The sequence below is a fragment of the Vibrio sp. 9-16B-A1 genome, assembly GCF_056726165.1.
In genome coordinates, this window is record NZ_JBSDZD010000009.1 from 148,877 (window position 1) to 165,820 (window position 16,944).

At 54.8% G+C, this 16,944-nt stretch carries 14 protein-coding genes; 1 reads left to right on the forward strand and 13 read right to left on the reverse strand.

All coding sequences use genetic code 11. The features are described from left to right. Positions 1-9: 9 nt before the first annotated feature. The 11 genes from ACVB80_RS15495 to rlmD form a co-directional block, all read right to left on the reverse strand. Positions 10-636: a protein-L-isoaspartate(D-aspartate) O-methyltransferase gene (locus tag ACVB80_RS15495; RefSeq protein WP_481082187.1), complete on the reverse strand. Its 627-nt coding sequence runs from the start codon at positions 634-636 to the stop codon at positions 10-12. Next, positions 636-1,394, reverse strand: a complete 759-nt coding sequence (gene surE / locus ACVB80_RS15500; protein ID WP_481082188.1) for a 5'/3'-nucleotidase SurE — start codon at positions 1,392-1,394, stop codon at positions 636-638. Before surE ends, ACVB80_RS15495 begins: the two co-directional genes overlap by 1 nt. Next, the gene (gene truD / locus ACVB80_RS15505; protein ID WP_481082189.1) at positions 1,387-2,433 is read right to left on the reverse strand and encodes a tRNA pseudouridine(13) synthase TruD; all 1,047 of its coding nucleotides are present in this window, start codon (positions 2,431-2,433) and stop codon (positions 1,387-1,389) included. The genes surE and truD overlap by 8 nt, the downstream gene beginning before the upstream one ends. Then, complete coding sequence (gene ispF / locus ACVB80_RS15510; protein WP_481082190.1) at positions 2,430-2,915, reverse strand: 2-C-methyl-D-erythritol 2,4-cyclodiphosphate synthase; 486 nt, start codon at positions 2,913-2,915, stop codon at positions 2,430-2,432. Before ispF ends, truD begins: the two co-directional genes overlap by 4 nt. A gap of 9 nt (positions 2,916-2,924) precedes the next feature. Then, a complete protein-coding gene (ispD, locus tag ACVB80_RS15515; RefSeq protein WP_481082191.1) occupies positions 2,925-3,635 on the reverse strand; it encodes a 2-C-methyl-D-erythritol 4-phosphate cytidylyltransferase in 711 nt (236 codons plus the stop codon). A gap of 8 nt (positions 3,636-3,643) precedes the next feature. Then, positions 3,644-3,931 carry a cell division protein FtsB gene (ftsB, locus tag ACVB80_RS15520; protein WP_481082192.1) on the reverse strand — a complete coding sequence of 96 codons (288 nt, stop codon included), beginning with the start codon at positions 3,929-3,931 and terminating at the stop codon, positions 3,644-3,646. A 342-nt stretch (positions 3,932-4,273) separates the two neighbouring features. Next, positions 4,274-5,575 carry a phosphopyruvate hydratase gene (gene eno / locus ACVB80_RS15525; RefSeq protein ID WP_481082193.1) on the reverse strand — a complete coding sequence of 434 codons (1,302 nt, stop codon included), beginning with the start codon at positions 5,573-5,575 and terminating at the stop codon, positions 4,274-4,276. Positions 5,576-5,651: 76 nt separating this feature from the next. Beyond that, on the reverse strand, positions 5,652-7,292 hold the full coding sequence (locus ACVB80_RS15530; protein WP_481082194.1) for a CTP synthase: 1,641 nt from the start codon (positions 7,290-7,292) through the stop codon (positions 5,652-5,654). A 144-nt stretch (positions 7,293-7,436) separates the two neighbouring features. Next, entirely contained in the window at positions 7,437-8,240 is an 804-nt protein-coding gene (gene mazG / locus ACVB80_RS15535; RefSeq protein ID WP_481082195.1) for a nucleoside triphosphate pyrophosphohydrolase, read from the reverse strand. A gap of 72 nt (positions 8,241-8,312) precedes the next feature. Then, the gene (gene relA, locus ACVB80_RS15540; RefSeq protein WP_481082196.1) at positions 8,313-10,532 is read right to left on the reverse strand and encodes a GTP diphosphokinase; all 2,220 of its coding nucleotides are present in this window, start codon (positions 10,530-10,532) and stop codon (positions 8,313-8,315) included. A gap of 85 nt (positions 10,533-10,617) precedes the next feature. Further along, a complete protein-coding gene (gene rlmD, locus ACVB80_RS15545) occupies positions 10,618-11,934 on the reverse strand; it encodes a 23S rRNA (uracil(1939)-C(5))-methyltransferase RlmD (RefSeq protein ID WP_481082271.1) in 1,317 nt (438 codons plus the stop codon). A 223-nt stretch (positions 11,935-12,157) separates the two neighbouring features. On the opposite strand from rlmD, the gene barA reads away from it, so the two are divergent. Beyond that, positions 12,158-14,935, forward strand: coding sequence for a two-component sensor histidine kinase BarA (gene barA / locus ACVB80_RS15550; RefSeq protein WP_481082197.1), 2,778 nt, complete (start codon positions 12,158-12,160; stop codon positions 14,933-14,935). Here the strand turns inward: barA and ACVB80_RS15555 are convergent. Continuing rightward, positions 14,923-16,536: a diguanylate cyclase domain-containing protein gene (locus ACVB80_RS15555; protein WP_481082198.1), complete on the reverse strand. Its 1,614-nt coding sequence runs from the start codon at positions 16,534-16,536 to the stop codon at positions 14,923-14,925. The two genes, barA and ACVB80_RS15555, sit on opposite strands and share 13 nt — an antisense overlap. Then, positions 16,526-16,939, reverse strand: a complete 414-nt coding sequence (locus tag ACVB80_RS15560) for a hypothetical protein (RefSeq protein ID WP_481082199.1) — start codon at positions 16,937-16,939, stop codon at positions 16,526-16,528. Before ACVB80_RS15560 ends, ACVB80_RS15555 begins: the two co-directional genes overlap by 11 nt. Positions 16,940-16,944: the final 5 nt, after the last annotated feature.

A 16,944-nucleotide genomic window follows, 5' to 3' on the forward strand; every position in this document is an offset into this window, starting at 1 on the left:
GAGTTTCCCTTAAGCGAGTTCGCCGGCGACCAGAGGGACGAACCGGACCATTTCTATCACTTCAGAATCAAATTGATCCCCGCGGCGCTCTATTTTGATCAGCGATTGATCCTGCTCTCCCACCGGGATCACCATAATGCCACCATCGCTGAGCTGCGCCAATAAGGCCTGGGGTACACTGGCCGCGGCAGCGGTCACAATAATCGCATCAAACGGGCCTTTCGATGCCCAGCCCTGCCAGCCATCACCGTGCTTGGTTGAAATGTTGTAGAGATCCAGTTGCTTAAGGCGGCGTTTGGCCTCCCACTGCAGACTCTTGATCCGCTCAACCGACCAGACATGCTCCACCAGTTGCGCCAGCACCGCGGTCTGATAACCGGAACCGGTGCCGATCTCCAGCACACGGCTGGAAGGGGTCAGTGTAAGCAGTTCGGTCATCCGGGCTACGATGTAGGGCTGAGAAATAGTCTGTCCGGCTCCGATAGGCAAGGCGTTATTGTCATACGCCTGATGCTGCATCGCGTCAGAAACAAAACGCTCCCTTGGCAGTGCAGCAATCGCATTCAGAACTTTTTCATCGCGGATCCCGCTGGCTCTCAGCCAGTCGGCAAGGCGCGATGCTTGCGGGTGACTCATCAACACTTTCCTTTTAACCATTGTTCCATTCGGGGCAGCGACTCATGGGCAGTCAGATCCACCTGCAGCGGCGTGACCGACACCAGGCCCGACTCAATGGCATGAAAATCGGTGCCCGGCCCCGCATCCTGCTGTGGCCCCGGAGGACCAAGCCAGTAGATGGCATGACCGCGTGGGTCCTGCTGTTTAATCATATCCTCTGCATGGTGACGCGCACCAAGCCGGGTCACGCAGGTACCCGACAGCTGCTCATACGACACATCCGGCACATTGACGTTCAATAGCCGGTTGGTAGGGATTGGCTCTTCAAGGTGCTTTTCCACCAGTTCCCGCGCCACTCTGGCAGCAGTGGCAAAGTTCTGTTTGCCGACCAGAGAAACCGCCAGCGCAGGCACGCCGAGGAAGTGGCCTTCCATTGCTGCAGCCACAGTACCGGAATAGAGTACATCATCGCCAAGATTTGCGCCGTGATTGATGCCAGAGAGCACCAGATCCGGCATGTCATCTTTCATCAGCTCATTCAGGGCGAAGTGAACACAATCGGTCGGAGTACCCTGCACCGAATAGACCTCTCCTTCAAGCCGGGTTACCCGCAGCGGGTTTTCCAGCGTCAGGGAGTTCGACGCCCCGGAGCGGTTACGGTCCGGGGCCACGATCACCACATCAGCGATCGGTTCCAGCGCTTTGGCGAGGGCTGCTATCCCCTCTGCGTGTACGCCGTCGTCATTGCTGAGCAGGATCTTCAGTTTATTACTCATAGTGGCGCTCTGCTTCGGTGGCCTGTGCCAGTTCGCGTACCAGTGCCGTTGCAAAGTGACCGGCAGGCAGATCAAAGCGCAGGGTCACTTCATCACCGTTTTGCTCCCAGCTCAGATTTTCCGGGCGCAGACAAACCGGGCGACGCTCATGGCGCATGCGGTTACCACGCACCAGAGCCATCAGATCCGGCTCGTCATCCAGATGTGGCTGCTCAAGAGCCAGCGCCTGATCCTGCACCGGCAGGGCGTTATCTCCGGCCAGCGGCGCGGTAATCTGTGCGCGGCCCGCATCCACTTCAGCCTGAAGGGTTGCAAGGTTCTCCTGCTCAGCCAGCACCAGCTCTTCGGCGGTCTGAATCAGGTCACCGCTCAGCACGGTGGCAAAACAGCCACGTTCAATACGTTCTGAAAGAACCCGGTTAAAAATCCACGAACGGGCCGTTGAAAGCATCAGGCTGCGCTTGTTCTGATTACGGGTACGGACATTCTCGCGTCCCCAGCGGCGCGCTTCTTCCAGGTTATTGCCATCACGGCCAAAACGCTGGGCACCGAAGTAGTTTGGCACTCCGCTCTCTGCCAGCTTTTCAAGACGGGCAACCACCGCTTCCGGGTCTGACAGTTCCGCCAGGGTCAGTTCAAAGTGGTTACCCACCAGGTCGCCCGGACGCAGTTTCTTGTTGTGGCGGTCTGTCGCCAGGATCTCAACCGACGGATACTGAGCGGTAAACGCGCCCAGGTCCGGCATCTCTTTACCCGGCAGGTGAACACTCAGCCACTGCTCAGTCACCGCGTGGCGGTCTTTCAGGCCCGCCCAGCTGACGTCTTTGGATTTGACCCCGCAGGCTTTGGCCAGTTCATTGGCAACAAAACTGGTGTTTTCACCGGTTTTGCGGATCCGCACCATCAGGTGCTCACCTTCGCCGCTGAATTCAAAACCCAGGTTTTCCAGCACCACAAAGTGTTCCGGTTTCAGTTTAAGTTTGGCGGTTGCCTTCGGTTCACCCAGCAGGTATTGGAAGGAGGCTAAAATATCGCTCATGACTGGCTGCTCTTGTTGATCAGTACCACCGCCTCAGTGGCGATGCCTTCTTTACGTCCGGTAAAGCCCAGACGCTCGGTAGTAGTAGCTTTGACGTTGACGTTGCCGATATCGGTTTCCAGGTCTTCGGCAATCGCGGCGCGCATGGCGTCGATATGCGGCGCCATCTTCGGTGCCTGAGCCATGATGGTCACATCCGCGTTACCAATCACGTAACCGGCTTCTTTGACCTGACGGTAAACATCACGCAGCAGGGCGCGGCTGTCTGCGCCTTTCCACTTGTCGTCGGTATCCGGAAAATGACGGCCGATATCACCGGCAGCAATCGCGCCCAGCAGAGCATCGCTCAATGCGTGCAGCGCAACGTCACCATCAGAGTGTGCCACCAGTCCCTGCTCATAAGGAATGGCAACGCCACCGATAATCACCGGTCCTTCACCACCAAACTTGTGTACGTCAAAACCATGACCAATTCGAATCATTGCTGTTCCTTACGTTTCTGTACGGGTTAAATAAAATTCTGCCAGTGCCAGGTCTTCCGGCTGAGTGACTTTCAGGTTGTCGGCCCGGCCTGCTACCAGCAGTGGCTGCTCACCGCGCCATTCCAGCGCAGAAGCTTCGTCGGTGATCGCCACACCTTCCGCCAGCGCCTGCTCCAGCGCGCTTTTCAGCGGCTCCAGCTCAAACATCTGCGGGGTCAGCGCATGCCACATATCGGCGCGCTCTTCGGTACGGGCAATCGCACCCGCGCCGTTACCGCGCTTCATGGTATCGCGTACCGGTGCGGCCAGAATGCCGCCACTGTTTGCCTCAAGACACTCCGCTATCAGGGCATCAATATCGCTCAGGCGAACGCAGGGACGCGCCGCGTCATGGACCAGCACCCACTGCGGAGCCTCTTCCTGCCCGGTGAGGTAGTCCAGTGCAGACAGCACTGAGTCAGCGCGCTCTTTGCCGCCGCTGACCCGCACCACCTGAGGATGGCTGGCCAGAGGGGACTGCGCAAAATAAGGATCGCTGTCACTGACCGCGATCACCACCCGCCCTATCTCCGGGTGGCTCAGCAGCCGTTCGGTGGTGTGTTCAAGAATGGTTTTTCCTGCGATAGTCAGGTACTGCTTTGGAACATCGGCCTGCATACGACTGCCAACACCGGCAGCGGGCACGACAGCAGTCAGCTTTTTGGATTCGTTGTTGTGCATTCTGAGTATTACTTCCCGGAAGAGGGCTCTCCGACAATACGATAGAAGGTTTCATCAGGCTTTACCATGCCGAGCTGATGGCGGGCCCGCTCTTCTATTGCATCCAGGCCCTGGCGCAGATCGTCGATCTCAGCGAACATCTCATCGTTACGCTGTTTTAAACCGGCATTTTTGGTCTGCTGAATTTCGATATCCTGCTCAATCCGGGCAAGATCCAACTCCCCGTTTTTGCCAAACCAGACCAGATACTGCAGCCCGGCAACCAAAACCAACAGGGTAAAAGCAAAAATGCGCATGATTACACCGACTAATAAAACTTAACCTGCATATATATCATATTCAGGTGGTTAGGGCACGTGGAAGAGCGGAGCTGTGGTTCTGTGGTTTTATGGTTCTATGGTTCTATGGTTCTATGGTTCTATGGTTCTATGGTTCTATGGTTCTATGGTTCTATGGTTCTATGGTTCTATGGTTCTATGGTTCTATGGTTCTATGGTTCTATGGTTCTATGGTTCTATGGTTCTATGGTAAAGGCAAGCTCCCCATAGGGCCACAGAACCACAGGACCAAAAAAAAACGCCCCCGAAACCGGAGGCGTTTATCTAAAGCTTTAAGCTAAACGTTAATTCAATTAAGAATTACGCCTGGCCTTTAACTTCTTTCAGACCGTTGTAAGGAGCGCGCTCACCCAGAGCTTCCTCGATACGGATCAGCTGGTTGTACTTAGCAACACGGTCAGAACGGCTCATAGAACCAGTCTTGATCTGGCCAGCTGCAGTACCTACTGCCAGGTCAGCGATGGTTGCATCTTCAGTTTCACCTGAACGGTGAGAGATAACTGCAGTGTAACCAGCGTCTTTAGCCATCTTGATAGCAGCCAGAGTTTCAGTCAGAGAACCGATCTGGTTGAACTTGATCAGGATTGAGTTAGCTACGCCTTTCTCGATGCCCTGAGCCAGGATCTTAGTGTTAGTTACGAACAGGTCGTCACCAACCAGCTGGATTTTGTCGCCCAGCAGTTCAGTCTGGTGCTTGAAGCCGTCCCAGTCAGACTCGTCCAGGCCGTCTTCGATAGAAACGATTGGGTATTCAGCAACCAGGCCAGCCAGGTAGTGGTTGAACTCTTCTGAAGTGAAGATCTTGCCTTCGCCTTTCATGTTGTAGTTGCCAGCTTCTTTGTCGAAGAACTCAGATGCAGCACAGTCCATAGCAAGAGTAACGTCTTTGCCCAGCTCGTAGCCAGCCAGCTCAACTGCTTCTTTGATAGCAGCCAGTGCAGCAGCGTTTGATTCCAGGTTAGGAGCGAAACCACCTTCGTCACCTACTGCAGTGCTCATGCCTTTAGCTTTAAGAACTTTAGCCAGGTTGTGGAATACTTCAGCACCGATACGCAGACCTTCTTTCAGAGTCTTAGCGCCAACTGGCTGGATCATGAATTCCTGGATGTCAACGTTGTTGTCAGCGTGCTCACCACCGTTGATGATGTTCATCATTGGCAGAGGCATAGAGAATTGACCAGCAGTGCCGTTCAGTTCAGCGATGTGCTCGTACAGAGGCATGCCTTTAGCAGCAGCTGCTGCTTTTGCGTTTGCCAGAGAAACAGCCAGGATTGCGTTAGCACCGAACTTAGATTTGTTCTCAGTGCCGTCCAGGTCGATCATTACCTGGTCGATGTCAGCTTGTGCTTTCGCGTCTTTGCCAACCAGTGCTTCAGCGATTGCGCCGTTTACAGCTTCAACAGCTTTCAGTACACCTTTACCAAGGAAACGTGCTTTGTCACCGTCGCGCAGCTCAAGAGCTTCGCGAGAACCAGTAGAAGCACCTGATGGCGCAGCCGCCATACCTACGAAGCCACCTTCCAGGTGTACTTCAGCTTCTACAGTTGGGTTACCACGTGAGTCGATGATTTCACGACCTAGAACCTTAACGATCTTAGACATTATGTTTCCTCTCGTTCAATATTAATGTCGAAATATAAAGGGCAGCAACACAACCCGAGTTACTGCCCGTATCCTTTTACTTTTCGAAATCGCCGCGCATGAATTCACCCGCTGCTGCCACAAATCCAGAGAACAGTGGATGACCGTCCCGTGGAGTAGATGTGAACTCTGGGTGGAACTGAGCCGCTACAAACCAAGGGTGTGCCGGGTTTTCGATCATCTCGACCAGCTTCTTGTCTGCAGACAGGCCCGATACTTTCAGACCAGCTTTTTCTAGTTTCGGACGAAGTACGTTGTTTACTTCGTAACGATGACGGTGACGCTCATGAATAGTCGCGCTACCGTACAGCTCACGCGCTTTGGTGCCTTTCTCAAGGTGACAAAGCTGAGAGCCAAGACGCATAGTACCACCAAGGTCAGACTGCTCGGTACGCTCCTCAACGTTACCTTCGCCGTCAACCCATTCTGTGATCAAGCCTACCACAGGGTACTTTGTGTCTTTATTAAATTCTGTTGAATGTGCGCCTTCCATACCCGCAACGTTGCGCGCGTATTCGATAAGAGCGACTTGCATACCAAGACAGATGCCCAGGTAAGGAACCTTGTTTTCACGGGCGTATTTCGCCGCCAGGATCTTACCTTCCACACCACGGTCACCGAAGCCACCAGGTACCAGGATCGCGTCCAGGCCAGCCAGTGCTTCATCACCTTTGGTCTCTACGTCCTGTGAATCAACATACTTGATGTTAACGCTCAGGCGGTTCTTCAGACCCGCGTGCTTCAGCGCTTCGTTCACAGACTTGTATGCATCCGGCAGTTCAATGTACTTACCGACCATACCGATAGTAACTTCACCGGTTGGGTTTGCTTCTTCGTAAATTACCTGTTCCCACTCAGACAGGTTCGCTTCCGGCGCAGTGATGCCAAAGCGTGAACATACCAGATCATCCAGACCCTGAGATTTGATCAGCTGAGGGATCTTGTAGATAGAATCCACGTCTTTCATCGAAATAACGGCTTTTTCAGGCACGTTACAGAACAGAGCGATTTTCTTACGCTCGTTCGCCGGGATCATGCGGTCGCTGCGGCAAACCAGAATATCAGGCTGGATACCGATAGACAGCAGTTCTTTAACTGAGTGTTGAGTAGGTTTGGTCTTCACCTCACCGGCCGCTGCCAGGTAAGGAACCAGAGTCAGGTGCATGAACATCGCACGCTCACGGCCCAGCTCAACCGCCAGCTGACGGATCGCTTCCATGAACGGCAGAGATTCGATATCACCAACAGTACCACCGATCTCTACGATCGCTACGTCATGGCCTTCAGCACCGGCAATAACACGGTCTTTGATTGAGTTAGTGATGTGAGGGATAACCTGGATAGTTGCACCCAGGTAATCACCGCGACGCTCTTTGCGCAGTACGTCTGCGTAAACACGACCTGCAGTGAAGTTATTGCGTTTAGTCATCTTGGTACGGATGAAACGCTCATAGTGACCCAAGTCCAGGTCGGTTTCCGCGCCATCTTCCGTAACGAACACTTCACCATGCTGAGTCGGGCTCATAGTACCCGGGTCAACGTTGATGTATGGATCCAGCTTCATAATGGTCACTTTTAGACCACGAGCTTCTAGAATCGCTGCAAGAGATGCTGCTGCAATACCTTTACCTAGAGAGGATACAACCCCGCCAGTAACAAAAATGTAATTTGTCGTCATGTTTAACCTGAAATTGGTTGAATGAGGGAAATGGACTACTTCTGGACGGGACGTAAATATACCAGAAGAGCCTTATCGCCACAACGTGAAACTTATCACATTCAATTTTTTTATTTTTTGCTTCAAATCAATTCTGAGCAAAAGCTAACGGTTGCTTAGCTCACCTTGTTTGACCTGATTCCAATATCCATCAAGTTGCTGAAGCGTACAATCTTCTAACCTTTTGCCGTTTTGTGCAACCAGTTGTTCAACCCCGTGAAAACGGCCACAAAACTTTTGATTGGCTTTGGTCAGCGCCACTTCCGGATCTTTACCCAGGTGACGGGCCAGATTCACCGCAGCGAACAGCAGATCACCCAGTTCAGCCTCAACTTTGCTTTCATCCGGGCTGACCTGAACCACTTCATCCACCACCTCGTCGACCTCTTCACGCACCTTATCCACCACAGGCCCGAGAGAATCCCAGTCAAAGCCGAATTTGGCCACCCGCTTCTGAATTTTTGTAGCACGGGAAAGCGCCGGCATCGAAGCTGGTATTGAGTCTAGAACACTTTGTTCGTTTTTGCCTGCCTGCAATTTTTCTTTGCGTTTTTCCGCTTCCCAGTTGGCGTTGATCTCCGCTTCGCTGTCAAATTCGGTGTCGGAAAAGACGTGCGGATGGCGGCGGGTCAGCTTTTCATTCACTGTCTCCACCACCTCTTCAAAATCAAACAACCCCTGCTCTTTGGCCATCTGAGCGTAGAAGATCACCTGAAACAGCAGATCGCCCAGCTCTTCTTTAAGGTTACCCCAGTCTTTACGGGTAATCGCATCCGCCACTTCATAGGTCTCTTCTATGGTGTAAGGCAGGATGGTGTCGAAGGTCTGCTTGCGGTCCCACGGGCAGCCTTGCTGCGGGTCACGCAGTCTGGCCATGATTTCTGTGAGCTGTTCGATTGGGTGACTCATAGGGATTTCTCTTACTTGCAAATAAAACAAAGGCGGGTGAACTCAACCCGCCTTTTGGTAATTTAACTGTGATTAACCAAGACGCTGTACAGACATCACGTCTTTGATCTGCTCGACCCGGGTAATGATCCGAGACAGACCTTCCACGTTGCCCACTTCCAGGTGGAAGTCCATCACCGCCATCTGACGTTTGTAGTCGGTACGGCTCTTCATGCTGGAGACACGGATTTTCTCGTTCGCCAGCAGTGTGGTGATGTCTTTCAGCAGACCGCTGCGCTCCAGCGCTTCCACCCGCATGGTGATGATGTACGAGCCAATGTAACCGCTGCCCCAGATGGTATCAATGATCCGCTCCGGTGCGTGCAGACTCAGCTCTTCCAGCTGTTCACAGTCACTGCGGTGAACCGAGATGCCACGCCCCTGGGTGATATAACCTTTGATTTCATCGCCCGGGATCGGCTGACAACAGCGCGCCAGGTGGGTCATCAGGTTATCCACCCCTTCAACCACTACCGCATCTTTCTTCGGACGGCTCTGCGGCGCAGGACGGCTTTGTGCTTCCTGAAGTTTTTCCAGCGCCTGCTGGTCTTCTTCTTCCGCGGTCGGCTTGTTCACCAGCGCGTTAATGTGGTTGATGATCTGATTGATACGCAGGTCGCCACTGCCCACCCCAACGTACAGCTCATCCGCCGTATTGACGTTAAAGCGTTTCAGCGCGTACTGCTCGGCGTCTTTCAGGGTCGCACCGATCTTGTTCAGTTCACCTTCCAGGATCTCGCGGCCCGCTTCCAGGTTCTTCTCCCGGCTCTGCTTACGGAACCAGGCGTTGATCTTGGCGCGCGCACGGCCGGAATGGACAAAGCCCAGAGACGGGTTCAGCCAGTCGCGGGACGGATTGGGCTCTTTCGAGGTAATGATCTCAACCTGGTCACCCATCTGCAGTTTGTGGGTAAACGGCACGATACGTCCGGCTACCTTAGCACCGATACAGCGGTGGCCCACTTCAGAGTGAATATGGTAGGCAAAATCAAGTGGTGTCGCGCCCATTGGCAGGTCGACCACATCACCGCGCGGGGTAAAGGCGTAAACCCTGTCATCAAAGACCTGGCTTCGAAGCTCATCGAGCATTTCACCCGAATCGGACATCTCTTCCTGCCAGTCAAGCAGCTTACGCAGCCAGGTGATCTTCTCATCGTAACCGCTGCGGCCGCTGGCGCCTTCCTTGTACTTCCAGTGCGCCGCGACACCCAGCTCGGAGTCTTCGTGCATCTGTTTGGTACGGATCTGGATCTCGATGGTCTTGCCTTCCGGGCCCAGGATCACGGTATGGATAGACTGGTAACCGTTCGGCTTGGGATTGGCCACGTAGTCATCAAACTCGTTTGGCAGGTGTTTGTATTTGGTATGAACAGCGCCCAGCGCGGCATAACAGTCCTGCAGCTGGTCAGCGATGATGCGCACCGCACGCACGTCAAACAGCTCATCAAACGCGAGACCTTTTTTCTGCATCTTGCGCCAGATACTGTAGATGTGCTTGGGGCGACCGCTCACTTCGGCGTTGATGCCGGAACCGTTCATATCCGTTGACAGGTCATCGACAAAATCTTTGATATACTGCTCTCGCACGATACGGCGCTCAGAGAGCTGTTTAGCGATCTGTTTGTAGGTTTCCGGGTGCTGGTAGCGGAAGGCGTAATCTTCGATCTCCCACTTGAGCTGACCGATACCAAGACGGTTCGCCAGGGGGGCGTAGATATTGGCACACTCTTTGGCCGCAGCGCGGCGTACTTCGTCCGGCGCTTTTTTCACTTCGATCAGGTTGCAGATCCGCTCCGCCAGCTTGATCACCACGCAGCGGAAATCATCGACCATCGCCAGCAGCATGCGGCGCACGTTATCGACCTGAGCCGAAGCCGCAGAGCCACTCATGGTCACGTTCAGCTGACCGATAGCCGCCATTTCGTCGACGCCTTCAATCAGCTTGATGATCTCTTTGCCGTAGTTTTCTTCAAGCTCTTCACGGTCACAGGCGCCGGAGCTGACCAGCGGGAACAGCTGCGCTGCCACCAGAGTCGCCCTGTCCATCGACAGGGTGATCAGGATTTCAATCATCTCCCGGCCGCGCCACAGCAGCAGCTCAGCCTGATCATTGCCTTCCAGCCACTTCTCACACTGGCGGTAAACCTTGATCAGTTTCTTGCGGGTTTTACTCTCCTGCCCCAGGCTGTCCACCCAGGCCTCAAGCTCAAATTCTTTCTCTGACGTTAAGTGCGCGCTTCGTACTGCGACCATTTTCCTTTCCTGGTTAAGTGTCATTCCACTGCCTTCCGGCAGTATGACCGTTATTCCGGTCTTTGATTCCCCGCCACCGGATTAATTATTTTTCGAATTTAGCCATGCTCTCCAGATGGCTGGTATGCGGGAACATATCCAGCATCGCCAGTCTGGTCAGACGGTAACCCTGAGCGAGCAGGCTCTGGCTGTCTCTTGCCAGGGTGGCCGGGTTACAGGAGACATATACTACTGTCTTCGGCGCAAACTCTCCAATCTGATCGATGACACCACTGGCCCCGGCACGCGCCGGATCGAGCAGCACTTTATCAAACTGTGATCTGGCCCATGCTGCTTCGCTGAGCGGCGCTTCCAGATTGGCCTGGTAAAACTCACAGTTCTCCAGCTGATTGCGCCGTGCGTTGCTGCCGGCCTGCTCCACCATGGCGTCCACACCTTCGATGCCCACTACCTTCTGGCAGCGTTTGGCCATCGGAATACTGAAGTTGCCGATACCACAGAAGAGATCTAACACACTCTCGCCCGGCTGAAGGTCCAGCCAGTCGATCGCCTGGGCCACCATCGCCTGATTCACCTGCTGGTTAACCTGAATAAAGTTGTTCGGCTCAAACTGCAGCTCAGCCCCGATTTCGCGATAATACGGCTTTTCGCCGCTCAGTTGTTCAAGACGGCCGGATTCCGGCATCAGGTAAGCGGCGACCTGACGTTCTGAGGCAAAAGCCAGCAGCGCATCATGGTCTTTGCCTTTCAGCGGACCGTCGTGGCGCAGCACCACTACCGGGCCGGAATCGGCCAGCACCAGCTCCAGGTGACCGAGTTTTTCCGGATGACTGAAGCCCTCCAGCAGGGTACGGGCCGGAGCCAGCAGGGCGTTCAGCTGCGGAGCCAGCACCAGACACTCTTTAATCGCGACGATCTGTTTGCTCGCCTTGCGGCGGAAACCAAACTGCAGCGCGCGCTGCTTTTTATCCCATTGCAGCGCAATACGGGTACGACGGCGATAACCACACTCGTCACCGGTCACCGGCGCATCCAGCTCACGGGTGCTGCCACCAAACTTTTTCATCAGCTCTGCCAGTGCGGCCTGCTTGTAGCGGCGCTGCCCGTCCACAGACAGGTGCTGCATGTTACAACCGCCACACTCTGCGTAGTGAGGACAGGGCGGAACAACCCGATCTTCACCGGCTTTAAGGACTTTGATCAGGCGCGCTTTGGCAAACTTGCTCTTTTGTTCAGTCAGCTGCACCAGCACCTCTTCACCCGGCAGGGCGCCGTCGATAAACACCGGCTTACCGCCAAGCTGGCCGATCCCGGCTCCGTGGTGGTCGAGTTTGCCAATGGCAACGGCCTGGTGTTTGGTATCGGGAGTCTTTTTCTTGCTTGGCTTATAAAAACGCGCCATATCTGATTCAGCCTGTTCGTGTGTTTTCTGCGCCACAGTCACTATTTAACTGTGGGGTGATTGTCGAATGGCACAGGTTTGATAAGCTAACCGCTGATTTTGCTGCAAAATCACACCCTGCCCACGGGCACGGATAAAAGAATTATAATCTGCAGCACAAAACGTATGCTCAGGACCTGTTGCCCTGACGCGTATTTTCCCACATCCGGACAGTAATGAGAACATGACCCGATACGGCTTAAGAGCGCGCGTAATCACCCTGACCCTGGCCCCGACCCTGATCATCGGCCTGCTGCTGAGCGCGTTTTTTACCTCAAACCGCTATAACGATCTGGAATCACAGCTGATTTCAACCGGGATGAGCGTGATTGAACCCCTGGCGATCGCCAGTGAATACGGTATGACCCAGCAGAGCCGCGAGGCCGTGCGCCGGCTTATCAGCTACGCTCATCGCAAAAATTCCAATATTGTCCGAAGCATCGCGGTATTTGACGCCCGCCATGAACTGTTCGTGACCTCAAACTTTCACCCAAACTTTGCTGCACTGACGTTTCCCAAAGACGAACCGATCCCGCTGCTCAGCACCATAGAGCTGGTCGATACCGATCTCATCATCCGCTCCCCTATTCTGGCTGAAGGTCAGTTCTCTTCACCTCAGGGAGGCAAAACCGAGCTCAACCAGGCGCTGGGCTATATCGCCATCGAGCTGGATCTGTCGGCGCTGCGCCTGCAGCAGTATCAGGAAATTTTTGCCGCACTGGTGGTACTGGTACTCGGCCTGGGCCTTTCAGGCCTGTTTGCTTACCGCCTGATGCGCGACGTGACCCTGCCGATCACCAATATGAAAAACATGGTCGACCGCATCCGCCGTGGTCACCTGGATGTGCGGATCGAAGGGAAGATGCACGGTGAGCTGGACTCGCTGAAAAACGGTATCAACGCCATGGCGATGTCGCTGTCGGAATACCACGTGGAGATGCAGCACAGCATCGACCAGGCCACCTCGGATCTGCGGGAGACCCTGGAGCAGCTGGAGATCCAGAACGTTGAGCTGGATATCGCCAAGAAACGCGCCCAGGAAGCCGCGCGGGTGAAATCCGAGTTCCTCGCCAACATGTCTCACGAGCTGCGTACCCCACTTAACGGCGTGATTGGCTTTACCCGCCAGATGCTCAAAACCCGGCTTTCGCCGAGCCAGGAGGATTACCTGGTGACCATCGAGCGCTCGGCTAATAACCTGCTCAGCATCATCAATGACATCCTCGACTTCTCCAAACTGGAAGCGGGTAAACTGGCGCTGGAAAACATTCCGTTCGAATTCCAGGAGTGTCTGGAAGAGGTTGCCAGCCTGCAGGCCACCAGCGCCCATGAGAAAGGGCTGGAGCTGACACTGAAAGTTGACCCGAAAATCCCGGCCGGTCTGGTGGGCGACCCGCTGCGTATTCAGCAGATCCTGACCAACCTGGTGGGTAACTCGATCAAGTTTACCGAGCGCGGCAACATCGACATCAGCGTAGAGCTGCGCTCACAGAAAGAAGACGTAGTGGAACTGCAGTTTATGGTGCGCGATACCGGCATCGGTATCTCTGAGCGCCAGCAGGCCCAGCTGTTCCAGGCCTTCAGTCAGGCTGACGCCAGCATCTCCCGCCGCTATGGCGGTACCGGGCTGGGTCTGGTGATCACCCAGAAACTGGTTGGTCAGATGGGTGGCGAGATCAGCCTGTCGAGCCGTCTCCATCAGGGCTCAACCTTCTGGTTTACCCTTCGTCTGGCAGCGAGCGAGCTGCCGATGTCCGCTGAACTGGATACTGCACAGTTTGCCGGTAAACATCTGCTGCTGATCGAGCCAAACATGCAGGCCGCATCTGTGGTTCAGCAGCAGCTGACCCAGGAAGGCATCGTAGTCACCTACCGTTCCAGCCTGCCTGAGCAGATCGAGCTCCATGACTACGCCCTGATCAACCTGTCTCCGAATCAGGAGTACGCCGGGGACGATGCCCTGAACTGGGTGAACAAAGCGTTTAAGTTTGCGCCTCAGGTGGTGGTTGGCCTGCCAAGCAATGAACTGGCACTGGCCGAACTGCTGGCCGCCAGCACCAGTGCCCAGTGCATCACCAAACCGCTGTCGCGACGTAAACTGCTGATGAGCATGATGCGCGACGAGCCGGAAACCCAGCTGCTGCCGGAACCGGCGACCGATGACAGTGAGAAAATGCCGCTGAAAGTGATGGCGGTAGATGACAATCCGGCCAACCTTAAACTGATCACTGCCCTGCTCAAAGAGCGGGTTGCCGAAGTGATCACCTGCTCCAATGGTGAAGAGGCGGTCAACGCCGCCCGCGAACAGACCTTTGATATGATCCTGATGGACATTCAGATGCCGAAAATGGACGGGGTGACCGCCTGTCAGGAAGTGAAGAAATCCCCACTCAACTCTCATACCCCGGTGATCGCCGTCACCGCTCACGCGATGGCCGGTGAGCGGGATCGTCTGCTTCAGGCTGGTATGGATGACTATCTGACCAAACCGATTGAAGAGCATATTCTTCAGCAGGTACTGGTCCACTGGAGCCCGCAGCAGGGTGACAGCCCGGTCGACAAGCTCAATATCAGCGAAGGCAGCTACGCCCCGGTCACTATGAGCGAGAGCCCGTCGGATGTGATCATCGACTGGCCGCAGGCGCTCAAACAGGCTGCCAACCAGGAAGATCTCGCCAAAGAGATGCTGCAGATGCTGGTCAGCTACATCGGTGAGGTCGAAGAGTTTGTCGATGAGATGACAGAGTCCGGCAACCAAGACGGCGAGCTGCTGGTTCACCATATTCACAAGCTGCACGGCAGCTGTTCATACAGTGGCGTGCCAAGGCTGAAACAGCTGTGCGGCCTTATCGAGAAAAACCTTCGTTCCGGCAGCAGTGTAGAAGATATTGAGCCGGAGCTGTTTGAACTGCAGGATGAGATGGAAAAAGTCGTCGCAGCCGCTGCGCCTTACTTAGACTGAGGCGGCAGTTCCAGCCGGGCGTAATGGCAGACCCCGTTTCGCCCACCCTGTTTAACCTGATACATGGCTTTATCCGCCCGCTCCACCAGAGCGGTAAACGCCAACTCACCAAGCGGCGCATACGCGACCCCAACACTGCAGGTGACCCGGACTTTCTGGCCATCCGCCAGCGTGACAGGCTCAGCGCACACCTGAACTATTTGCTGTGCGGCCTGGTCAGCCTGATCCTGGCTGAAAGGATCCGCCACCAGCATCACCACCAGCTCATCCCCGCCCAGACGCCCAACCTGATGGTCCGCTTCCAGCGGCAGTGATTCGAGCCGGCTGGCGATGGTCCGCAATACCTGGTCACCCGCAGCGTGACCATACTGATCATTAACCGGCTTAAAACCATCGAGATCGAGCAACATCACCACCAGGGTGCCCGACACCTCTGATGCCAGTACCCCTTCCACGTATCGCTCACAGCCCAGACGGTTCTTCAGCCCGGTAAGGTTGTCTTCCAGTGCCAGCAGCAGGGTATCGTGCTCGCGTTTCACCCGCGCGGTAATGTCATACATGATCCCTTCGATAAACCATTCACCGGTTTTCTCATCCTGATAGGCCGACAGCAACAGATGCACCCACTGATCCGGGCTGTACTGGCGGTTGATCCGGAGATCACCGGCGGCGACATCCCCGCTCGACATTGCCTGCTCAGACATCGCCCAAGCCTCATCCGCGTCTTCAAATACCAGCTTAAAGAACGGCTGGTTTTCCAGCAGAGCCAGCAGCTCATAGCTCTCATGGATAAGCCGTCCAAACAGGGTTGGATTTTTATGGATCAGGCAGCCGTTTTCATCCAGCACCAGGATCCCCACCTGAGTGGTATCAAAAATGTGCCGGTAGTGCTGCTCCATCTTTTCAATAGTGGCGCGCAGGTCACGCTCGGTCTCCAGCGCCCTGGCGGAAGATTCAACAAAGTGGTTGATGCTGTGAGTCACCAGGGTCAGCTCATCATCACTGTGCTCAGAACTGACCGGCAGTTTATCCGCCCGGCCGGGTTTTACCTTACCGAGGTTAACAGCCAGCTCCTGCAGCGGAATACCAATAATGTGCCGGGCTGCGATAACCAGCACCAGTACCAGCACCAACAGCTGGACCAGCAGCACCAGCAGTTGGATCAGCACCTGCCGCTGGGTAATGTCATCGATATAGCCCTGGTTAATATCCAGCTCCAGATAGCCGATCACAAGGCCATCAACCGGGGATTTAAGCGGGTAGGAAGCGGTATGCTGCCAGCGCTCCTTCGCAGCAGGCAGTTTGGAAGCACTGAAACTTATCAGGCCTTCGGTATCACGGATACGCACCCCGAGGAACTCGTCGTGCAGCAGCATGGCGTTCATTACTTCGTGGGCGATCTCCGGGTTATCAACAAACACCGCGATTGCTGCGCTGTCGGAGACCGTCAACACCAGTTTTTTCTCCGTCTCAGAAACACTTTTGGTTGCCTGCTCCAGGTAAAACACCGATAAAAAGCCCGCCGCGATCAACAGGTAAAGCGCGGCGAAAATCACGACCGCGGTGATCAGGCGGTGAACTAACGAGTCTTTATTCATCATCTTTAATGGTGAGGATCACCCTAACCCCTTCATCATCCGGAATACTGCGACTGTAACTGAGCATGTTGGGATTGGCCTTGAGCTGCCTGAGCAGCTCTTCATTTGACTCTACGACCACCGGCGCCATCACCCGGCCGGAAAAGCGCAGCTTGGCCCAGTAAGCATTCACCTGACTCAGGGTCAGACTGGTCAGGTGGGAGAACAGCACTTCCCTGTCTTCTTCACCGCGCTCAAGGATCACCACCTGATGACGGTGCATGGCTTTTTTACGCCCCATATAAAGATCGGTCAGCTCCGATTCAGAGATGGACTCCAGCGCACTGGACTGCGGCACCAGCACATAAATGTCCGCCATCACGGGTGGGGTAAGAAGCAGGGTTAACAGCAGCCATAACCTTTTCATAATGG

Bases quoted from the DNA above. Each gene is read 5' to 3' on its own strand.
- ACVB80_RS15495 (WP_481082187.1), bottom strand. From the start codon at position 636: ATGAGTCACCCGCAAGCATCGCGCCTTGCCGACTGGCTGAGAGCCAGC.
- surE (WP_481082188.1), bottom strand. From the start codon at position 1,394: ATGAGTAATAAACTGAAGATCCTGCTCAGCAATGACGACGGCGTACAC.
- truD (WP_481082189.1), bottom strand. From the start codon at position 2,433: ATGAGCGATATTTTAGCCTCCTTCCAATACCTGCTGGGTGAACCGAAG.
- ispF (WP_481082190.1), bottom strand. From the start codon at position 2,915: ATGATTCGAATTGGTCATGGTTTTGACGTACACAAGTTTGGTGGTGAA.
- ispD (WP_481082191.1), bottom strand. From the start codon at position 3,635: ATGCACAACAACGAATCCAAAAAGCTGACTGCTGTCGTGCCCGCTGCC.
- ftsB (WP_481082192.1), bottom strand. From the start codon at position 3,931: ATGCGCATTTTTGCTTTTACCCTGTTGGTTTTGGTTGCCGGGCTGCAG.
- eno (WP_481082193.1), bottom strand. From the start codon at position 5,575: ATGTCTAAGATCGTTAAGGTTCTAGGTCGTGAAATCATCGACTCACGT.
- ACVB80_RS15530 (WP_481082194.1), bottom strand. From the start codon at position 7,292: ATGACGACAAATTACATTTTTGTTACTGGCGGGGTTGTATCCTCTCTA.
- mazG (WP_481082195.1), bottom strand. From the start codon at position 8,240: ATGAGTCACCCAATCGAACAGCTCACAGAAATCATGGCCAGACTGCGT.
- relA (WP_481082196.1), bottom strand. From the start codon at position 10,532: ATGGTCGCAGTACGAAGCGCGCACTTAACGTCAGAGAAAGAATTTGAG.
- rlmD (WP_481082271.1), bottom strand. From the start codon at position 11,934: ATGGCGCGTTTTTATAAGCCAAGCAAGAAAAAGACTCCCGATACCAAA.
- barA (WP_481082197.1), top strand. From the start codon at position 12,158: ATGACCCGATACGGCTTAAGAGCGCGCGTAATCACCCTGACCCTGGCC.
- ACVB80_RS15555 (WP_481082198.1), bottom strand. From the start codon at position 16,536: ATGATGAATAAAGACTCGTTAGTTCACCGCCTGATCACCGCGGTCGTG.
- ACVB80_RS15560 (WP_481082199.1), bottom strand. From the start codon at position 16,939: ATGAAAAGGTTATGGCTGCTGTTAACCCTGCTTCTTACCCCACCCGTG.